The organism is Curtobacterium sp. PhB137, from assembly GCF_003814955.1.
Classification (GTDB): Bacteria; Actinomycetota; Actinomycetes; order Actinomycetales; family Microbacteriaceae; genus Curtobacterium.
In genome coordinates this window covers 488511-508447 of record NZ_RKQO01000007.1, presented here as the reverse complement: position 1 = coordinate 508447, position 19937 = coordinate 488511, and the positions used below count along the sequence as shown (strand labels likewise).

The 19937-nt window shown below is 70.3% G+C and carries 16 protein-coding genes; 2 read left to right on the top strand and 14 right to left on the bottom strand.

Features of this window, described 5'->3' with window-relative positions; all coding sequences use genetic code 11:
- Positions 1 to 460 precede the first annotated feature (460 nt).
- From EDF28_RS14460 to otsA, 13 genes are all read right to left on the bottom strand, one after another.
- Positions 461 to 1231 carry a fumarylacetoacetate hydrolase family protein gene (locus EDF28_RS14460; RefSeq protein ID WP_111085932.1) on the bottom strand — a complete coding sequence of 257 codons (771 nt, stop codon included), beginning with the start codon at positions 1229 to 1231 and terminating at the stop codon, positions 461 to 463.
- Between the two features lie 30 nt (positions 1232 to 1261).
- Entirely contained in the window at positions 1262 to 2371 is a 1110-nt protein-coding gene (locus EDF28_RS14455; RefSeq protein WP_123339009.1) for a branched-chain amino acid aminotransferase, read from the bottom strand.
- Positions 2372 to 2386: 15 nt separating this feature from the next.
- Positions 2387 to 3457, bottom strand: a complete 1071-nt coding sequence (locus tag EDF28_RS14450) for a 3-isopropylmalate dehydrogenase (RefSeq protein WP_123938754.1) — start codon at positions 3455 to 3457, stop codon at positions 2387 to 2389.
- The gene (gene serA / locus EDF28_RS14445; protein ID WP_123938753.1) at positions 3457 to 5046 is read right to left on the bottom strand and encodes a phosphoglycerate dehydrogenase; all 1590 of its coding nucleotides are present in this window, start codon (positions 5044 to 5046) and stop codon (positions 3457 to 3459) included. The genes EDF28_RS14450 and serA overlap by 1 nt, the downstream gene beginning before the upstream one ends.
- Positions 5047 to 5124: 78 nt before the next feature.
- Positions 5125 to 5505, bottom strand: coding sequence for a hypothetical protein (locus EDF28_RS14440; protein WP_123938752.1), 381 nt, complete (start codon positions 5503 to 5505; stop codon positions 5125 to 5127).
- Entirely contained in the window at positions 5502 to 5966 is a 465-nt protein-coding gene (locus EDF28_RS14435; protein ID WP_111085937.1) for a hypothetical protein, read from the bottom strand. The genes EDF28_RS14440 and EDF28_RS14435 overlap by 4 nt, the downstream gene beginning before the upstream one ends.
- A 61-nt stretch (positions 5967 to 6027) precedes the next feature.
- Positions 6028 to 7218 carry a mannitol-1-phosphate 5-dehydrogenase gene (locus tag EDF28_RS14430; RefSeq protein WP_123292269.1) on the bottom strand — a complete coding sequence of 397 codons (1191 nt, stop codon included), beginning with the start codon at positions 7216 to 7218 and terminating at the stop codon, positions 6028 to 6030.
- A 212-nt stretch (positions 7219 to 7430) separates the two neighbouring features.
- Positions 7431 to 8456 carry a ketol-acid reductoisomerase gene (gene ilvC / locus EDF28_RS14425; RefSeq protein WP_111085939.1) on the bottom strand — a complete coding sequence of 342 codons (1026 nt, stop codon included), beginning with the start codon at positions 8454 to 8456 and terminating at the stop codon, positions 7431 to 7433.
- Between the two features lie 51 nt (positions 8457 to 8507).
- On the bottom strand, positions 8508 to 9008 hold the full coding sequence (gene ilvN, locus EDF28_RS14420) for an acetolactate synthase small subunit (protein ID WP_022907763.1): 501 nt from the start codon (positions 9006 to 9008) through the stop codon (positions 8508 to 8510).
- Positions 9005 to 10828, bottom strand: coding sequence for an acetolactate synthase large subunit (locus tag EDF28_RS14415; RefSeq protein ID WP_123292268.1), 1824 nt, complete (start codon positions 10826 to 10828; stop codon positions 9005 to 9007). The genes ilvN and EDF28_RS14415 overlap by 4 nt, the downstream gene beginning before the upstream one ends.
- 47 nt (positions 10829 to 10875) lie before the next feature.
- Positions 10876 to 12570, bottom strand: coding sequence for a dihydroxy-acid dehydratase (ilvD, locus tag EDF28_RS14410; RefSeq protein WP_123292267.1), 1695 nt, complete (start codon positions 12568 to 12570; stop codon positions 10876 to 10878).
- A gap of 93 nt (positions 12571 to 12663) precedes the next feature.
- Positions 12664 to 13446, bottom strand: a complete 783-nt coding sequence (gene otsB, locus EDF28_RS14405) for a trehalose-phosphatase (RefSeq protein WP_123938751.1) — start codon at positions 13444 to 13446, stop codon at positions 12664 to 12666.
- Positions 13439 to 15031, bottom strand: coding sequence for an alpha,alpha-trehalose-phosphate synthase (UDP-forming) (gene otsA / locus EDF28_RS14400; RefSeq protein ID WP_123292265.1), 1593 nt, complete (start codon positions 15029 to 15031; stop codon positions 13439 to 13441). The genes otsB and otsA overlap by 8 nt, the downstream gene beginning before the upstream one ends.
- 135 nt (positions 15032 to 15166) lie before the next feature.
- On the opposite strand from otsA, the gene EDF28_RS14395 reads away from it, so the two are divergent.
- A complete protein-coding gene (locus EDF28_RS14395; protein WP_123938750.1) occupies positions 15167 to 17647 on the top strand; it encodes a hypothetical protein in 2481 nt (826 codons plus the stop codon).
- A 68-nt stretch (positions 17648 to 17715) separates the two neighbouring features.
- Positions 17716 to 18687, top strand: a complete 972-nt coding sequence (locus EDF28_RS14390; RefSeq protein WP_123292263.1) for a magnesium transporter CorA family protein — start codon at positions 17716 to 17718, stop codon at positions 18685 to 18687.
- 43 nt (positions 18688 to 18730) lie between these two features.
- Here EDF28_RS14390 and EDF28_RS14385 read toward each other — a convergent pair whose 3' ends face one another.
- On the bottom strand, positions 18731 to 19882 hold the full coding sequence (locus EDF28_RS14385; protein ID WP_123938749.1) for an SLC13 family permease: 1152 nt from the start codon (positions 19880 to 19882) through the stop codon (positions 18731 to 18733).
- Positions 19883 to 19937: the final 55 nt, after the last annotated feature.

Sequence of the window (19937 nt, the reverse complement as noted above, 5' to 3'; positions counted from 1 at the left end):
AAAATACAGACCCAACACCCGAAGGCATCAGACCGAGTTGATTCTGACTGTTGACTGTCTACTGACAATCTTCAATCCAAAAGGAATTGCATCATGACCTGAACAACCGAAGCTGCCCAGGCACGAGGTCAATCAATAAATTGGCATTGACAATGTGCACGCTGTTGAGTTCTCAAGGACCAGACGCACTCCCCCGCTCGACACCCGAAGATGCTCCGCCAGAGAGGCTGGTGAATCCGCTGCCCGGGGAAGAACCGTGGCGGACAAAATCCCCGGGTAGACCCAGTGACCGTCTCAGCCGTTCCGTTCTCCGCCGCCGTGGCAACGAGTGATTACTTTACGCAGGGACGAACGGCTGCGCCAAGCCAGGCTGCATCCCGGGCGTGTCGCCCGGATCGGCGCCGAACGCGGAACGGCCCGCTCCCCCGAGGGGGAACGGGCCGTGGGGTGACGAGCCGGGTCAGTGGCGCGCGATCACCGGGTTCTTGAGCGTGCCGATGCCCGAGATCGTGACCTCGACGACCTCGCCGTCGCGGATCTGGCCGACCCCGGCGGGGGTACCGGTCAGGATGACGTCACCGGGCAGCAGGGTCCAGATCGACGACACGAACTCGACCAGCGAGGGGATGTCGTGGACCATCTCGTTCGTCGAGCCCGCCTGGCGCAGGTCGCCGTCCACGCGGGTCTCGATGCGGATGTCCGACGGGTCGATCTCGGTCTCGATCACGGGGCCGAGCGGGCAGAAGGTGTCGAACCCCTTCGAACGGGTCCACTGGCCGTCGCGGGCCTGCAGGTCGCGGGCGGTCACGTCGTTGGCGATCGTGTACCCGAGCACGACGCTCGCGAAGTCCTCGCGCCGGACGTTCTTGGCGAGCGATCCGATCACGATGGCGAGTTCGCCCTCGTGGTCGACGCGGCCGATGTCCGCCGGCAGACGGATGGGTTCGTCGGGTCCGATCACCGAGGTGTTCGGCTTGAGGAACACCACCGGGTCGTCGCCGGCGCGCTCGTCCATCTCCGAAGCGTGCTCGAGGTAGTTGAGCCCCACCCCGATGACCTTCGACCGCGGGATGACGGGGGCGAGGAGCTTGGCGTCGGCGAGTGCGACACGCTCCCCCGTGGTCTCGAATCCCTGGTACATCGGATCTCCAGCGAGCACCACCAGGTGCCGCTCGTCGAGGATGCCGTACCGGGGGTCTTCACCCTTGCTGCTGAACCGTGCGATCTTCACCGTTCGACCCTACCCACGCTCGGACGTCGATCAGGACGCGTCGGTCAGCTTCGTCATCCACCCGTGCGGGTCGGGACGACGTCCGTACTGGATGTCGGTGAGCTCGTCGCGCAGGGACATCGTGAGTTCCCCGGCGCCCTCGGTCGGCGAACCGATCGTGAAGCCCTCGCCGCGGAGCTCCGCGATCGGGGTCACGACGGCGGCCGTCCCGCAGGCGAACGCCTCGGTGATGGAGCCGTCGGCCACACCGTCACGCCACTCGTCGAGGGTCACCCGGCGCTTCTCGACCGTGAGCCCGCGGTCCTCTGCCAACTGCAGGATCGAGTCGCGCGTGATGCCCTCGAGGATGGAGTCGGAATCCGGCGTGACGAGCGTGCCGTCGGACTTCACGAGCACGACGTTCATGCCGCCGAGTTCTTCGAGGTACTTGCCCTCGACCGAGTCGAGGAACATGACCTGCTGGCACCCGTGCTCGTAGGCCTCCTGCTGTGGCAGCAGCGACGACGCGTAGTTGCCACCGGTCTTGGCGGCACCGGTCCCACCCTTGCCGGCACGGGCGTACTGGGTCGACAGCCAGATCGAGACCGGCTTCGGGCCCGAGGTGAAGTACGCCCCGGCCGGGCTCGCGATGCAGTGGTACGCCACCGCCTGCGCCGCACGCACCCCCAGGAACGACTCGGTCGCGATCATGAACGGCCGGAGGTACAGGCTCGTCTCGGGCGCGGACGGCACCCAGTCGACGTCGGTCTGCACGAGCTGCCGGATCGACTCGACGAAGGCCTCGACCGGCAGTTCCGGCAGCGCCAGCCGACGGGCCGACCGCTGGAACCGACGGGCGTTGGCGTCCGGGCGGAAGGACCACACCGACCCGTCCGCGTGCCGGTACGCCTTGAGCCCCTCGAAGATCTCCTGCGCGTAGTGCAGCACGCTGGCGCTGGGGTCGAGCGAGAGCGGGCCGTAGGGGTGGACCGAGGCACCGTGCCAACCGCCGTCGAGCGTCCACTCGACGGTGGCCATGTGGTCCGTGAAGTGCTTGCCGAAGCCCGGGTCGGCGAGGATCTCCTCGCGCTCGGCGGCGGCGCGGCGGTCCGCGGACGGGGTGGTGGCGAACTCGAGTCCGAAGGCGGTGTCGGTGCTCATGGGGAGGGCTCCTTCTCAGGCGGTGGTGGTGCGTGCCGTGGCCGCGGCGGCGATGGCGTCGCCGATCTCGGCCGTGCGACGCTGCGTGGTGCCCCGGTCTGCCAGGTCCGCCTCGACGGCCCGCGTCACCGCCGTCGCCAGGTCGCTGCGACCGATGTGGTCGAGCAGCAGTGCGACGGAGAGGATGGCGGCCGTGGGATCGGCCTTCTGCTGACCCGCGATGTCCGGCGCGGAGCCGTGGACCGGCTCGAACATGCTGGGGAAGGTGCCGTCCGGGTTGATGTTGCCCGAGGCCGCCAGACCGATGCCGCCGCTGATCGCGCCGGCCAGGTCGGTGATGATGTCGCCGAAGAGGTTGTCGGTGACGATGACGTCGAACCTAGCAGGATCCCGCACCATGTGGATGGTGACCGCATCGACGTGCTGGTAGTCCACCGTGACGTCCGGGAACTCCGCCCCGACGGCCGCGACCGTGCGTTGCCACAGGGCCCCGGCGTGCACCAGGACGTTGCTCTTGTGCACGAGCGTGAGGTGCTTCCGTGCCCGACGGTTCGCCAGGTCGAAGGCGTAGCGGACGACCCGCTCGACACCGAACGCGGTGTTCAGCGAGACCTCGGTCGCGATCTCCTGGGGCGTGCCCGTCCGTATCGCTCCGCCGTTGCCGACGTACGGCCCCTCGGTGCCCTCGCGCACGACGACGAAGTCCACCGCGCCCGGGTCGGCGAGCGGCGTCGCGACGGCGTCGTGGACCTTGGTCGGTCGCAGGTTGACGTAGTGGTCGAACGCGAAGCGCAGCTTCAGCAGGAGCCCACGCTCGATGATCCCGCCGGCGAGCCGGGGGTCGCGGGGGTCCCCACCGACCGCTCCGAGCAGGATCGCGTCGTGCGACGCGATGGCGGACAGGTCGTCCTCGGTGAGGATGTCACCGGTCTCGAGGTAGCGCGTCGCACCGAGGGAGAACGGGGTCTCCTCGATGACGAGGTCGTCCGGGGTCACGGCGTGCAGGACCTTGAGGGCCTCGTCGACGACCTCTGGACCGATGCCGTCCCCGCGGATCACCGCGAGCTGGAGCGTCCGGACGGCCATCAGAGCGTGATGTCGATCTCGCGGAGCGAGGAGGCGTCGATCGCCCGGCCGACGTGCTCGAGGATCTCGGCGGGCACCGGCGAGTCGACGGTGAGGACGCTGAGCGCCTGGCCGCCGGCGGCTTCGCGCGAGATCTGCATCGCCGCGATGTTGATGCCGGCCTCGCCGAACTCCTTGCCGTAGACCGCGACGATGCCCGGGCGGTCGACGTACTCCATGACGACGTGGTGCCGGTCGAGCGGGACCTCGACGTCGTGCCCGTTGATCTCGACGAGCTTCTCGACCTGCTTGGGGCCGGTGAGCGTGCCGGAGACGCTGATCGCGGGGCCGTCGGACTGGGCGCCGCGGATCGTGAGCACGTTGCGGTACTCGGGGCTGTCGGTCTCGGTGATGAGCCGCACGGTGACACCGCGCTGCTCCGCGATGAGCGGGGCGTTGACGTAGGAGACCTGGTCGCTGACGACGTCGGTGAAGACGCCCTTGAGCGCCGCGAGCTTGAGCACGCTGACGTCGTACTCGGCGAGCTCGCCGTGGACCTCGACGTCGATGCTCGTGACGGGCGACGTCGCGAGGGCCGTGAAGACCTGGCCGAGCTTCTCGACGAGCGGGATGCCGGGGCGGACGTACGGGTCGATGACGCCGCCGGCGACGTTGACCGCGTCCGGCACGAGCTCGCCGCCGAGCGCGAGACGCACCGACTTGGCGACCGAGACGCCGGCCTTCTCCTGCGCTTCGTCCGTCGAGGCACCCAGGTGCGGCGTGACGACCACGTTGGGCAGCGCGACGAGCGGGGAGTCCTTCGGGGGCTCCGACACGAAGACGTCGAGACCGGCACCCGCGATGGTGTTCGCGGTCAGTGCACGGTGCAGGGCGTCCTCGTCGATCAGGCCGCCGCGGGCGACGTTCACGACGAACGCCGTCGGCTTCATGAGCGCGAACTGGTCGTCCGAGATCATGCCGAGGGTCTCGGGCGTGCGCGGCATGTGGATCGTGACGAAGTCGGCACGCCGCAACAGGTCGTCGAGGGAGACGAGCTCGACCCCGAGCTGCTGGGCGCGAGCCGTCGTGACGTAGGGGTCGTACGCGATCACCTGGACGCCGAAGGCCTGCAGGCGCTGCGTGATGAGCGCGCCGATGCGGCCGAGACCGATGATGCCGACGGTCTTCTCGTAGAGCTCGACGCCGGTGTACGACGAGCGCTTCCACGCACCGGCGGCCAGCGACGCGTGCGCGGCCGGGATGTGGCGGGCGAGCGACAGGATGTGCCCGACGGTGAGCTCGGCGGCGGAGATGATGTTCGACGTCGGCGCGTTCACCACCATGACACCGGCGGTGGTCGCCGCCTTGATGTCGACGTTGTCCAGGCCGACACCGGCACGGGCGACGACCTTGAGGTTCGGGGCCGCGGCGATCGCCTCGGCATCGACCTTGGTGGCGGAACGCACGAGCACGGCATCCGCGTCGGCGAGGGCCGACAGGAGCGCGGGGCGGTCGGTGCCGTCCACGTTCCGGATCTCGAAGTCGGGCCCGAGGGCGTCGACCGTGGCGGGCGAGAGTTCTTCGGCGATCAGGACGACCGGCTTCGACACAGCTGCTGTTTCCTCACGAGAGACGGTTGGTATCCCACCATGCTATCGACGTGCGCGGCCCGTTACGACCGCGGGCGCCTAGAACTGCAGCAGGCTCGGCACGAACAGCTGCAGGTCGAGCCAGAGGGCGCCCGCCGCCGCGAAGGCGAGGACGAAGACGGCGAGGGTGACCGCGAGCCGCGCACGACGCGTGATCACCAAGGCGACCACGAACGCGACCGGGGCGATCAGGATGTCCAGGACCAGCCACGCCCAGGGCGTGCTCGCCTGCAGCGACTCGCCACCGGAGGTGGTCGCGAGGAACGCGTTGAACTCGTCCACCCGCTGCGAGATCTGCGTGAGGTTCCCCACCGCCTGCACCGTCATGTAGGCGAACAGCACGGCGAACACGAGCCAGACCGCGATGCGGCCGACGACCGGACCGCGCGACCGGCGGCCGACCGGCGTCGCGGCGGTCACCCGAAGCTCCGCGTCAGCAGGAACGGCCACGGGAACAGCACCACGGCGCCGAGCAGCATCCAGAGCAGTCGGGTCCGGGTCCGGCTGCCGCGGGCGGCCCACAGCACCACCGTGAACCACAGCGCCGGCGCGAGGATGGCGAGGAACCGGAGCACCTCGACGAAGACCGTCAGGACGGTGTCGACACCCGAGACGTACGAGGTCGACGCCGTCAGCAGCCAGGCGACCGTGTAGAGCAGGTAGAGCCCACCGAACACGCCGAACCCGACGAGGGCGCCGGAGGTCTCCGGTGCCTCGGGGTCGCGGTCGCCACGGTCCTTGACGGCGACCGGGTTGTGCGCGGCGTCGACGTGGGTGGCGTCGTCGGCGTCACCCCAGCTGAGCGCCTCGTCGTCGTGGTCGACGGCGTTCGTCACGTCCGGGTCGACCGACCCGTCGGGTGGGGATGCTGCCGTGTTCATGCCTCGATCCTACGAGGGACCGGCGCACGGGGAGACCACGGGTTCCCGGTGGGACGTGCGCTCAGGCGTCGGCGGGCTGCGTCGCGAGCACCTCGGCGACGACGTCGCGCACGGCGGGGAAGAGCGGGTGGCTCTCCATCAGGCCGGTGAGGATCTCGGTGAGCGCGTGCGCCGTCGCGCCGGAGCGGAGCAGCGCGTGCAGCTCGATCGACTCCGGGTCGTTCTCGTCGTCGAACGCGAGCGCGACGCGGACGGCCCCGAGCAGGTGCTCGACCGGCAACCCGCGTTCGGCGAGCTGCGCGGCGGGACCGACGAAGCGCTCGCGTCGGCCGAGCTTGCGGAGCGGGTTGCGTCCGACGCGCACGGTGGTGTCGGGGAGGTGTGGATTCGCGATGCGCGACAGGTTCGCCGCGACGTACCGAGCGTGGTCCTCCGGGTCGAAGCCGTGCTTCGCGACGAGCAGCGCGGTGGTCTCGGCGAGCACGCCGTCAACCTCGGCACGGACGGCGTCGTCCTCGAGGGCTTCGCGGATGAGCCGGATGCCCCGGACGTAGCCGTGGTAGGCGGCCGTCGCGTGCGCGGTGTTCACCGTGTAGAGCTTGCGCTCGACGAAGGGCTGCAGGTCGTCGACCCAGGTGACGCCCTCGATCGTCGGGGGTTCGGCGTCGGAACCGAGGAACGGCGTGCGCTCGATGACCCACTCGTAGAAGGGCTCGAGCACGACGTCGAGGCCGCCGGACTGCCCGAGCACGCCGGACTGGTCGGGGACGATGCGGTCGATGGCGCAGTTCGCGAAGACCGCGGCGATGTCGCGGTCCTCGAGCACCGGCGCACGCCGGATGCTCGCGTGCAGGGAGTCGGTGGCGTTGAACGCGTTCTCGCACGCCACGATCGTGACGTCGCCCCGCTCGAGCGGACGTGCCGCGAGTCCCTCGGCGATGAGCGGTGCGACGAGCGGAAGCGTCCGGGCGCCGACGGCGGTCGTCACGACGTCCGCCTCCGCGATCGCCTGGATCACGCGGTCGCGGTCGGTCTTGCTGCTGAGCGCCCGGAAGCCGTAGACGAGGTGCTCGACCGGCATCTCGCCGACCTCGTGCACCACGAAGCGTCCGGCTTCGTTCAACGCGGACACCACACGGTCGTCGACGTCGACGAAGGTGAGCTCGTAGCCGCTCGCCACGAGGAACTGGCCCACGAACCCACGCCCGATCTTGCCGGCGCCGATGTGGACCGCTCGTTTCGTCACCGCCATCCGATGATCATCCCATGCTGGTCGGTCCGCCCCTGACCGCTCGTGCGGACCGCGGACGACGGCTGTCGCACATCGTCCGGGCGCACGCCGAGGGGACGCCGGTCCACGGCGTCGGGGCTGGAGAAGAGCTGCTGCATAACGTTCGGGTCACGTCGCGAGGCGGCGGTGCAAGGGCTGCACCACCGCCTCGTCATCGAGTGTTCCTCGGAAGACTACCGCGCTGCCGAGCCGTCCACGTAGTCGCCGTCGTTCTGCTTCCACGCGAAGAGCGCGCGGAGCTCGCGGCCGGTCGCCTCGATCGGGTGGCCCTCGCCCTTGGCGCGCAGCGCCTTGAACTCGGGTGCGCCGGCGTCCTGGTCGTCGATGAAGCGCTTCGCGAAGGCACCGTTCTGGATGTCCGCGAGCACCGCCTTCATGTTCTCCTTGACGTCGGGCGAGATCACGCGCGGGCCGGAGACGTAGTCACCGAACTCGGCGGTGTCGGAGATCGACCAGCGCTGCTTGGTGAGGCCGCCCTCCCAGATCAGGTCGACGATCAGCTTGAGCTCGTGCAGGACCTCGAAGTACGCGATCTGCGGCTGGTAGCCCGCCTCGACCAGGGTCTCGAAGCCGTACTGGATGAGCTGCGAGGTGCCACCGCACAGGACGGCCTGCTCGCCGAACAGGTCGGTCTCGGTCTCCTCGGTGAAGGTCGTCTTGATGCCGCCGGAGCGCAGACCACCGATGGCCTTCGAGTACGACCAGGCGAGGTCCCAGGCGGAACCCGACGCGTCGACCTCGACGGCGACGATCACGGGGACGCCACGGCCGGCCTCGTACTCGCGACGGACGGTGTGACCCGGACCCTTCGGGGCGACGAGCGACACGTCGACGCCCTCGGGCGCCTCGATGTAGCCGAAGCGGATGTTGAAGCCGTGGCCGAAGACGAGCGTGGCGCCCGGCTTGAGGTTCGGACGGATGTCGTCCGCGTAGACGATGCGCTGGACCTGGTCCGGCGCGAGGATGACGACGACGTCGGCCCAGGCGGTGACGTCGGCCGGGGTGAGGACCTCGAAGCCGGCCTCTTCGGCCTTCTGGCGGCTCTTCGAGCCCTCCTTGAGGCCGATCTTGACCTCGACACCCGAGTCACGGAGGTTGAGGGCGTGGGCGTGGCCCTGCGAGCCGTAGCCGATGACGGCGACCTTCTTGCCCTGGATGAGCGTCAGGTCGGCGTCGGCGTCGTACACGATGTCAGTCACGAGGGTGTGTCTCCTTGGTTCTGGTGGATTGTGGGGGTGGCGGACCGCTGGTCAGCGCACCCGGTCGGTGATGCTCTTCGGTCCGCGACCCATGCCGAGGAGTCCCGCACGGGCGAGCTCCTTGATGCCGTAGGGCTCGAGGACGCGGAGGATCGCCTGGATCTTGCCGGGGTCTCCGGTCACCTCGACGATGAGCGAGTCGTTCGCGACGTCGACGACCTGTGCGCGGAACAGGTTCACTGCCTCGAGCACGGCCGACCGTGTCTGGTTGTCGACGCGGACCTTCACGAGCATGTGCTCGCGCTGGACGGACTGCGAGAAGTCCAGTTCGACGATCTTGATGACGTTGACGAGCTTGTTGAGCTGCTTCGTCACCTGCTCGAGCGGGAGGTCCTCGACGTCGACGACGACGGTGATCCGGCTGAGGCCGTCGACCTCGGTGTTGCCGACGGCGAGCGACTCGATGTTGAACCCGCGGCGGGCGAACAGGCCCGCGACGCGGGTCAGCAGACCGGGCTTGTCCTCGACGAGGAGGGACAGGACGTGGCTCATGCGGTTTCCCCCGTCATGTCGGCGTCCTCGTCGTCCCAGGTGGGTGCGAGGGCCTGGGCGTACTCGATGGACGAGTTGCTGACTCCCTGCGGGACCATCGGCCAGACCATCGAGTCACGACTCACGACGAAGTCGATCACCACGGGGCGGTCGTTCGTCTCGAGTGCGAGCTGGATGGCGGCGTCGACCTCGTCGGCCTTCTCGACGCGGATGCCGAGGGCACCGTACGCGTCCGCCAGCTTCACGAAGTCGGGCACACGGCGGGAGTCGTGGCCGGTCTCGAGGTCGGTGAACGAGTGACGGCCGTCGTAGAACAGCGTCTGCCACTGCCGCACCATGCCGAGCGACGAGTTGTTGATGATCGCGACCTTGATCGGGATGTCGTTGATGACGCAGGTCGCGAGTTCCTGGTTCGTCATCTGGAAGCAGCCGTCGCCGTCGATCGCCCAGACCACGCGGTCCGGCTGGGCGACCTTCGCGCCCATCGCCGCGGGGACGGAGTAACCCATCGTGCCCGCGCCGCCGGAGTTCAGCCAGGCGTTCGGGCGCTCGTACTTGATGAACTGCGCCGACCACATCTGGTGCTGCCCGACACCCGAGGCGTAGACGGCCTCGGGACCGGAGAGCTCACCGATGCGCTTGATGATGGCCTGCGGGGCGAGCAGGCCGTCGGTCGGCTCGGCGTACCCGAGCGGGAAGTCCACCTTGAGCTGGCGGAGCTTCGTCCACCAGTCGGCCGTCGAGGCGCGGTCGTCGACGGCGATGCCGCCCCACGCGTCGAGCAGGTCGACCAGGACCTCACGGGCGTCGCCCACGATCGGGACGTCGGCGAAGCGGATCTTCGAGATCTCGGCCGGGTCGATGTCGACGTGCACGACCTTGGCGTTCGGCGCGAACTCGTCGGCCTTGCCCGTCACGCGGTCGTCGAAGCGGGCACCGAGCGCGATGATCAGGTCGCTGTCCTGCAGACCGAGCACCGCCGGGACGGTGCCGTGCATGCCGGGCATGCCGAGGTGCTGCGGGTGCGAGTCCGGGAAGGCACCGCGTGCCATCAGCGTCGTCACGACGGGGGCACCCGTCGCCTCGGCGAAGCGGAGCAGCTCGGCGGTCGCGCGGGAGCGGATCACGCCGCCGCCGACGTAGAGCACCGGCCGCTCGGCCTCGGCCAGGAGCTGCGCGGCCGCGGTGATCTGCTTGCCGTGCGCCTTGGTGACCGGTCGGTAGCCGGGCAGGTCGATCTTGGGCGGCCAGACGTAGGGCGCCGACTTCTGCTGAGCGTCCTTCGTGATGTCCACCAGCACGGGGCCGGGCCGACCGGTCGTCGCGATGAGGTGCGCCGCGGCCAGGGTCGCCGGCACGTCGGCCGGGTCCGTGACCAGGAACGAGTGCTTCGTGATCGGCATCGTGATGCCGACGATGTCGGCTTCCTGGAACGCGTCGGTCCCCATCAGCGTCGAGAACACCTGGCCGGTGATCGCGATGAAGGGCACCGAGTCCATGTAGGCGTCGGCGATGGCCGTGACGAGGTTCGTCGCACCGGGGCCGGACGTCGCGATGGCGACACCGACCTTGCCGGACGCCGAGGCGTAGCCCTCGGCGGCGTGGCCGGCGCCCTGCTCGTGGCGGACGAGGATGTGGCGGATCGTCTTCGACGCCATGAGCTCGTCGTAGAACGGGATGATGGCACCGCCCGGCAGGCCGAAGACGTCGGTGATCCCGAGGTGCTCGAGCGTCCGGAGGACGGCTCCCGAGCCGGTCAGGATCTCCGGCGACCGGCGTGCACCGGCGGCCGCGGACAGCGGAGTTGCTTCCGTGGGCATGAGGTGGTCCTTGCCTGGAGAGGTGGCGATGGTGCGTGTGTCGAACGCTAGCCCGTGACCGCGCCCTGGGCGGCGGACTTCACGAGCTTGGCGTACTTCGCGAGGACTCCGCGGGTGTAGCGCGGGGGCAGCGGGGCCCAGCCGTCACGGCGGGCCTCCAGCTCGGTCGGGTCGACCAGTAGGTCGAGCGAGCGAGCCGCGATGTCGACACGGATGCGGTCGCCATCGCGCACGAAGGCAACTGGACCTGCGTCCACTGCCTCGGGTGCGATGTGGCCGATGCACAGGCCGGTTGTGCCGCCTGAGAATCGTCCGTCGGTCAAGAGTAGTACATCCTTGCCGAGGCCCGCGCCCTTGATGGCTGCGGTGATGGCGAGCATCTCGCGCATGCCCGGGCCGCCCTTGGGGCCCTCGTAGCGGATGACGACGACGTCGCCCTTCTGGATCTTCCCCTCGGTGAGGGCGTCCATCGCGGCACGCTCGCGGTCGAACACCCGCGCGGGGCCCTCGAACACCTCGGCGTCGAAGCCCGCGGTCTTCACCACGGCACCCTCGGGGGCGAAGGTCCCCTGCAGGACGGTCAGGCCGCCGGTCTCGTGGATCGGGTTGTCGAGCGTGCGGAAGACCTCGCCGTCGAGCGCCGGCGGGTCGATCTCGGCCAGGTTCTCGGCGACGGTCTTGCCCGTGACGGTGAGGCAGTCACCGTGCAGCAGGCCGGCGTCGAGCAGCGCCTTCATGATCACCGGGATGCCGCCGTTGCGGTCGACGTCGACCATGACGTACTTGCCGAAGGGCTTCATGTCGGCCAGGTGCGGGACCTTCGAACCGATGCGGTTGAAGTCGTCCAGCGACAGCTCGACCTCGGCCTCGTAGGCGATGGCGAGCAGGTGCAGGATGACGTTGGTGGAGCCGCCGAGGGCCATCGCCACGGCGATCGCGTTCTCGAAGGCTTCCTTCGTCAGGATCTGGCGGGCGGTGATCCCGTGCTCGAGCATGTTCACCACGGCCTCGCCGGAGCGGTGCGCGTAGTAGTCACGGCGGCGGTCGGCGCTCGGCGGGGCGGCGGAGCCCGGCAGCGACATGCCGAGGGCCTCGGCCACGCTCGCCATGGTGTTGGCCGTGTACATGCCACCGCAGGCGCCCTCGCCCGGGACGATGGCGCACTCGATCTTCTTCAGCTCTTCCTCGGACATGGTGCCGGCCTTGCAGGCACCGACGCCCTCGAAGGAGTCGATGATCGTGACTTCCTTCATCGTGCCGTCGGCCTGCTTCACGTAGCCCGGCATGACCGAACCCGCGTACAGGAACACGCTGGCCAGGTCGAGGCGCGCGGCGGCCATGAGCATGCCCGGCAGGGACTTGTCGCAGCCGGCGAGCAGGACGGTGCCGTCCAGGCGCTCGGCGTTGACGACGGTCTCGACGCTGTCGGCGATGACCTCGCGCGAGACGAGCGAGAAGTGCATGCCCTCGTGGCCCATCGAGATGCCGTCCGAGACCGAGATGGTGCCGAACTGCAGCGGATAGCCGCCTCCGGAGTGGACGCCTTCCTTGGCGCCCTGTGCGAGGCGGTCGAGCGAGAGGTTGCAGGGCGTGATCTCGTTCCACGAGGACGCGATGCCGATCTGCGGCTTGCTCCAGTCCTCGTCTCCCATACCGACGGCCCGCAGCATGCCACGCGAGGTGGTTGCTTCGATCCCGTCGGTGACGACCCGGCTGCGCGGCTTGACGTCGATATCAGGCATGGAGCGAGTCTAGGACCGATTGGGATACCAGTCGCGCACCTTCATGCGTTCGCATGCTTCCGCGTGGCGGACGGGAGGCCCGGATCACCCTGGTCAGCGCGTCGCACGCAGGCGCGCGAGCTGCTTCAGGACGCCGGTCAGGGCCGCCGGGTCCGCGATGCGGTACCCGGCACGGGTCTCCCCCGGGCCCACCTTCACGCCGACGTCGCCGTCCCCGAGCACGCGGAAGCCGTCCTCGTCGGTGACGTCGTCACCGGCGAAGAACACCGCGTCGGCACCGTGGAGCTCGCGCAGCCGGGCGATCGCGTCGCCCTTCGTGACGTGCCGGACGGCGAACTCGACGATGTCCTTGCCACCGCGCTCGAGCACGTCGGCGTCGGCATCGTGCGCCGCACGGCTCGCGTCGGCGTTCGCCTGCGCGGCGACCTCGGCGCTCACGCGACGGGTGTGCACGCCGTGGCCGGCCGGCTTGTGCTCGATGACGACGCCCGGGTACCGCGCGCCGACCTCGTCGAGCGCCGCACCGATGCGTGCGACGCGGGCGACCTCGTCGTCGGTCAGGGCGGCCTCGTCGTGGCCGTCCACGCGCCACTCGACACCGTGCGACCCGACCAGCGCCATGTCCTGCGGCGCGTGCGACACGGCCGCGAGGCTGCCGAGCGGGCGACCGGAGACGAGCACGACCTCGGTGTCCTTCGCGCGGTGCAGGGTCAGGACCGCTGCCCACGAGCCCGGCAGGGCGCCGACCTGCGACGGCTCGTCGGCGAAGGGCGCGAGCGTGCCGTCGAAGTCGAGGGCGACGATGAGTCGCGGCGCAGCCGCGAGCGTCTCGAGAGCCGTGTCGATGGCGGTCTGGTCGGTGGTGGTCTCAGTCATCACGTGCCTCCCGGGTGTCCTCGGCAGCCCTGGCGGACTGGGCGTCCTGGTCGAAGATCGACATGTTGTCGGTCTGCGCCTCACGGTGTCGGTCCGCCGGGTCGGTGGCGGACGGGTCGAGCTGGGCGTTCCGCGGCGCGTGCCGGTCGAGCGCCTCGAGGAACGAGCGCGACCAGCGCGCCACGTCGTTGTCGCGCACGCGCTTCCGGAGCGCACGCATGCGTGTCGAGCGCTCGCGGCGCGGCATCTCGATCGCGCGCTCGATGCTGTCCTTCAGCGCGCCGATGTCGTGCGGGTTGACGATGACGGCCTGCTTCAGCTCGTCGGCGGCACCGGCGAACTCGGACAGGATGAGCACTCCGTCGCTGTCGAAGCGGGCCGCGACGTACTCCTTCGCGACGAGGTTCATGCCGTCGCGCAGCGCGGTGACGAGCATGATGTCGGCGGCCAGGTAGAGCGCCACCATCTCCTCGCGCGGGTAGCCGTGGTGCAGGTACGAGATCGGCTGGTGGCCGATGACCCCGAGGTCGCCGTTGATGCGGCCGACACTCAGCTCGATCTCGTCGCGGAGGGTGGCGTAGGTGTCCACGCGCTCGCGGCTCGGGCTCGCGACCTGGATGAGGGCGGCGTCCTCGACCTTGATGCGGCCGTCCTCGACGAGCTCGCCGAAGGCCTTGATGCGGTGCCGGATGCCCTTGGTGTAGTCGAGGCGGTCGACCCCGAGCAGCACCGTCTTCGGGTTGCCGAGGCTCTCGCGGATCTCGCGGGCACGCTCCTGCACCTCGGGACGGCGCGCGATGTCCTCGAAGGCCTCGGCGTCGATCGAGATCGGGAAGTGCCGGGCCTCGACGTGGCGGACCGTGATCCCCTTGCGGCTGCGCGGTGCGTCCGGGTCGTCGACCGGGACGTCGATCGTCTGGCCCTTCGTCGTGTAGCCCTTGATGTGACGGACCGCGCGGAGGAAGTCGCTCGCGTCGTCGTGGCGCTGGAAGCCGATGACGTCGGCGCCGAGCAGGCCGTCCAGGATCTGCGCGCGCCAGGGCAGCTGGGCGTAGATGCCGACCGGCGGGAACGGGATGTGGTTGAAGAAGCCGATCGTCAGGTCGGGACGCTTGGCCCGGAGCAGTGCCGGCACGAGCTGCAGCTGGTAGTCCTGCACCCAGACGATGCCGTCCTGCTCGGTGATCTCGGCGATCTGGGCGGCGAAGCGCTCGTTGACCCGCTTGTAGGCGTTCCACCAGTCGCGGTGGTAGCTCGGGTGCTCGATGACGTCGTGGTACAGCGGCCAGAGGGTGTCGTTGCTGAAGCCCTCGTAGTACTCCTCGACGTCGTCGTCGGACAACGGGACCGGCACGATGTGGATGCCCTCGTTGTCGAACGGCTCGACCTCGACCTCGGGCTGGCCGACCCAGCCGACCCAGGCCCCGTCGTTCGCGCGCATCACGGGCTCGAGGGCGGTGACGAGGCCACCGGGCGAGTGCCGCCATCCCTCGTTGCCGTCCTGGTCGACGACCCGGTCCACCGGCAGGCGGTTCGAGGCGACGACGAAGGCGTACTTGGTGGAGGAACGAGAAGGCGCAGACACGGTGGGAACCTACCAGCGCCCGGACAGCGGATTCACGGCGGATCGGCGGGTTCCGGTACGCTGCGGGTGCGTGTCGGGGGGACACGGGTGCTGGCGTGCGGCATCGGCCTCCCGGTCGGAGAGGACCCACCAGCCATGAGCGAGAACCCGCCGAACCCGCCCGTCCCGCCGGGGCAGCCCGGCCCGCAGTCGTCGGACGCGTTCGGCCGCCTGCTGCGGTCCGTGTCCGGCCGTGACTGGCTGGCCGCCGTGCTCGCCGCCGTCGGCGGCTGGGTCGCCGCCTACGTGGTCGCTGCGATCTCACTGCTCCTCACCGTCGCCGTGCTGGCAGCGGGCGGATCGGGGTCCGGTTCCGTCGGGTCGGGGTCGACCGGCACCGGGACCGACCTCGGCGCCGGGAGCACCCCCGACGTCCAGTCGCTGCTGTCCGGGGTCAGCGTCCTGCTCGGCACCCCCGCCCAGCTCGTCGCCCTCGCCGACCTCGGCCGTCTGCACCTGTCCGGCTCGATCGGCTTCCTCGGGTCGGGGTCGGGCGCACTCGCGGTCGTCCCGGCGCTCGTGCTCGCCGCGCAGGTCGTGCTGGCCGTCGTGCTCACCCGTCGCATCCGCACCCGCGGCCTCGGGCGCACCCCGATCCTGCTGACCGCCGTCCTGTCCGGGCTGGTGACCACGGTGCTGACCAACGCCGCCGCGGGCATCCTCGCCATCCGGTTCCCCGCCGTCTCCGGCGCCTCCATCGACCCCGTGCACGCGGTCGGCCTCGGCAGCATCCTCGGGGCCTTCGTGATCGGCGCACTCGCCGCGGTGCTCGCACGCCCGTCGGCCCTGCTCGGCCGGAACGTGTTCGCCGGTCGCGTCCTCGGCACGCTGCGCGTCGCGGCGTCGCAGCTCACGGTGCTCGTCGTGCTGGTGACGGTCGTCGTCATCGTCGTCGCCCTGGTCGCACAGCCCTCGTGGGGCGCAGCGCTGCCGGTGCTCGTCGGCAACGTCGCGGTCGGCCTCACCGCCCTCGGGTTCCTCGGCGGCGTCGGGCTGTCCGGCTTCGGCTCGGCGGGCAGCACGGCGTCGGTCTTCGGCGGCGCCGGCGGCTGGACCTGGCTCGTCGTCCTGCTCGTCGTCGTGACCTCGGTCGTCGCGGGCCTCGCACTCGCCGTCCGCCGCAACGACCGGTTCCGCACCACGCTGGACTGGGTCGTGACCCCGGTCGTCTGGTTCGCCCTCGGGCTCCTGCTCTTCGTGCTCGGCACCGGGCTGGTGTCCTACCAGGCGACGGGCATCAGCGCCGTCAGCGGGACCGGTTCGATCGGGATCGCACCGTGGACGCCGCTCGTGTTCGCGCTGTGGGGCGGCGCGATCGAGGCCGTGGCACGGTACCTCGCGCCCGTGCTGCTCCCCCGCCTCGGCGGTGGCATGGTGCTGCGGACCTCGCGCCTCGTCGGAGCGGACCCGCGCCCCGCAGCCGCACCGACCTTCCCGGCAGCGACTCCGGCGTTCCCGCCGGCCGACCCGGCGTTCCCGCCGGCCGACCCCGCGTTCCCGTCGGCGGCGCCCGCGGGCGACCCGGCGGCAGCAGCGTGGGCGGCGACGCCCGGCGTCGGCCACCCCGGTCAGCCGGAACAGCCCTTCGTCGGCGGCGGCGCTCCCACGCCCGCTCCGATGTCGCCGCGCGCCAAGAAGGTCCTGGTCCGCTCGCTCATCGCCGGCGGCGCCGTGGTCGTCGTCGTCATCGCGGGAGCCGTCACCACCGGTGTGCTCCGTGCCAACGTGTGGGGCCCGGCGCCGACCGTGAAGTCCTACGTGCAGGCCATCGCGAGCGGGGACGCCGACACCGCCGCCCGACTCAGCGAGGTGCCGTCCGACGCCGCCATGCTCGACACCGCGGTGCTGAAGAGCGCGAAGGACCGCCCGTCGGACATCCGCGTCGGCCGCGTCTCGACGAGCGGAGACAGCGCCCTCGCCACCATCAGCTACACCCAGGACGGCAAGAACCGCTCCGGCCAGGTCAGCCTCCGGCGCACCGGCACCTCGTTCCTGGTGAAGGACGAGTGGCGCGTCACCGAGCCGCTCGCCCAGACCGTCACCCTGACCGCGTCCGAGGTGCTCGAGGGCGCCCCGGTCACGGTCGGCGGCAAGGAGATCGGTGAGATCAGCGACGGCCGGTTCACCTCGCTCGCCTACCCCGGCACCTACGAGGTGCAGGTCGGCGGGACGAAGTACTTCACCGGCGGCACCGAGCAGGTGTCGGTCGGTGCGACGTCGTCCGGGTACGTCGACTTCACCCCCACCGCCACGAAGGCGCTGCAGCAGGACGCCGAGCAGTACGTGACCGACCTGATCGACGACTGCGCCACGAAGACCGACCTCAGCGCGCTGAGCGGGTGCCCCTGGTACGGCCCGTACGACGCTGATGGTGCCGTGCGCTACGACGTCACGACGATGCCCGAGGTCGAGGTCGAGGCCTCCGGTTCGGGCACGGTCATGGTGCAGAGCACGAAGGACGGTGTCGTCGAGTACGACTACACCTCGTACTTCGGGGACGAGGAGCACGGCGAGGACAGCTTCGATGTGTACCAGTACCTGAAGGTCGAGGACGGGAAGCTCGTCTCCGCCTACTGACGCACCACCGAACGCGACGACGGCCGGCCTGGGATCCCCGGGCCGGCCGTCTCACTAGGCTGACGCGCATGGTCAGGACACGGGCGTGGCGGAACGGCGACGCGGCGGAACGGGACTTCCCGGTCGACCGGGTCTCGGACCTCGTCGCTGACGCGGACACCTTCGTCTGGGTCGACTACACCGACCCCGTGCACGACGACCTCGTGCAGGTCGAACAGGAGCTCGGCATCCACGCCCTCGCCGTCGAGGACGCCGTCGAGCAGGGCCAGCGCCCGAAGCTCGACCGGTACCGCGACAGCCTGTTCCTCGTGGTCTACGACGTCGGCGGTCTCGGCGAGGACGGTGAGCTCGTCACCCACGAGGTGAAGGCGTTCGTCACCGAGCACGCCCTCGTCACCATCCACGGGGCCGACGTCGACACCGCCGCGATGGAGCACCGGCTCGACGCGAACGCGGACGTGGCCGAGCACGGTGTGCCGTGGCTCGTCTGGGCGTTGCTCGACGCCGTCGTCGACCACGCCACCGAGACCGTGGAGGACATCGAGCGACGGATCGACGACCTCGAGGACGACCTGTTCGAGCGGGGCAACGCCCGCGAACAGCAGATCCAACGCCGGTCGTTCCGCCTCCGCAAGGCCCTCGGCGTGCTGCGGCGGCTCGTCGTCCCGACCCGCGACAGCGTCGCATCGCTGCTGCACGGCGACGCGGAGACCATCTCGGACGGCATCCGGCCGTACTTCCGCGACGTCGAGGACCACCTGGTGTCGATCTCGGACTCCGTCGAGCAACTGCGCGACGCCGTCTCGAGTGTCCTCGACACGAACCTCAACCTGGCGTCGAACCGGCAGAACACCGTGATGAAGAAGGTGACGAGCTGGGCCGCGATCATCGCGATCCCCACCGCCATCACCGGCTTCTTCGGGCAGAACGTGACGTTCCCGGGCGAGGGTGCGTGGAGCGGGTTGTACGTCTCGCTCGCGCTCATCGTCGCGTCGTCGCTCGTGCTCTACCGCGTCTTCAAGGCCCGCGACTGGCTCTGACCGCGACGGCGCGTCGGAGCGCGAGCACCCCAGCGGCCCCACGTCAGAACGCCAGCGCGAGCACCCCGGCGATTACGGTGAGCGGAGCCGCGATGCACCCGAGCAGCATGTACTTGCCCCACGACAGGTGCACGCCCTCGGCCGACAGCCGTGCGTGCCACAGCAGGGTGGCGAGGGAGGCCCACGGCGTCACCAGGCACCCGGCGTTCACGCCGATGAGGAGCGCCGCGTACCGCACGGCCTCGTGACCGGCAGCGGGCTCGAGCACCAGGTACGCGGGCAGGTTGTCGATCGCGTTCGCCGCCACCGCTCCCCCGGCGCCGAGCAGCAGGAGCGGTCCGGTCCCGGTGCCGTCGCCGAGCGCCCGCACGATCGGGTCGGTGAGCCCGGTGCTGTGCAGGGTCTCGACCACGACGAAGAGTCCGGCGGCGAACAGCAGCGTCGACCACGGCACCCGCGACGGCCGGAGCTCGGCGGGCGACCGGAACGCCGCGACGACGACGAGCACGAGGGCACCGGCCACGGCCGCGATCCAGACCGTCACCCCGGCGGTCAGCGCCACGACGAGCGCGACGAGCACACCGGACGCCGCCCAGAACGACACCGGGTCGGACGGACGCCGCACCGACACCGGCGTGTAGCGCCCGAAGAGCTTGCCGCGGAACACCACGAGCAGGACGGCGCACGGCACGACGACCCCGGCGACGGCCGGCCAGGCCATCAGCCCGGCGAAGGGCAGCGGGCCGCCGAGGCCCATCCGGTCGATGGCGAGCAGGTTCGTCAGGTTCGACACCGGCAGCAACAGGGACGCGGTGTTCGCGAGCCAGACGGTGGTGAGCGCGAACGGCATCGGCGGCAGCCCGACCCGGCGCGCCAGTGAGATCACGATCGGGGTGAGCAGCACCGCGGTCGTGTCGATCGACAGGAACACGGTGCAGAGCACGGCGAGGACCACGACCGCGCCCCACAGCCCGATGGTGCGTCCGCCGCCGACACGTGCCGCGACGTCGGCGAGCCGGTCGAACACCCCGGCGTCCGCGGCGAGCTCGGCGACGATCGTCAGACCGAGGACGAACCCGAGGACCGGCAGGACCCGTTCGGCCAGGACCCCGAGGTCGTCGAGCGGCAGCAGGCCGAGCGCGACGCACACCGCGCCGATGACGAGCAGCACTGCTCCGATGACGGCCTGACGCACGGGCGCTCCTCCACGAGTGCGCCGGGCAGGGTGTCCGGCGGCGCTCCAATGTACT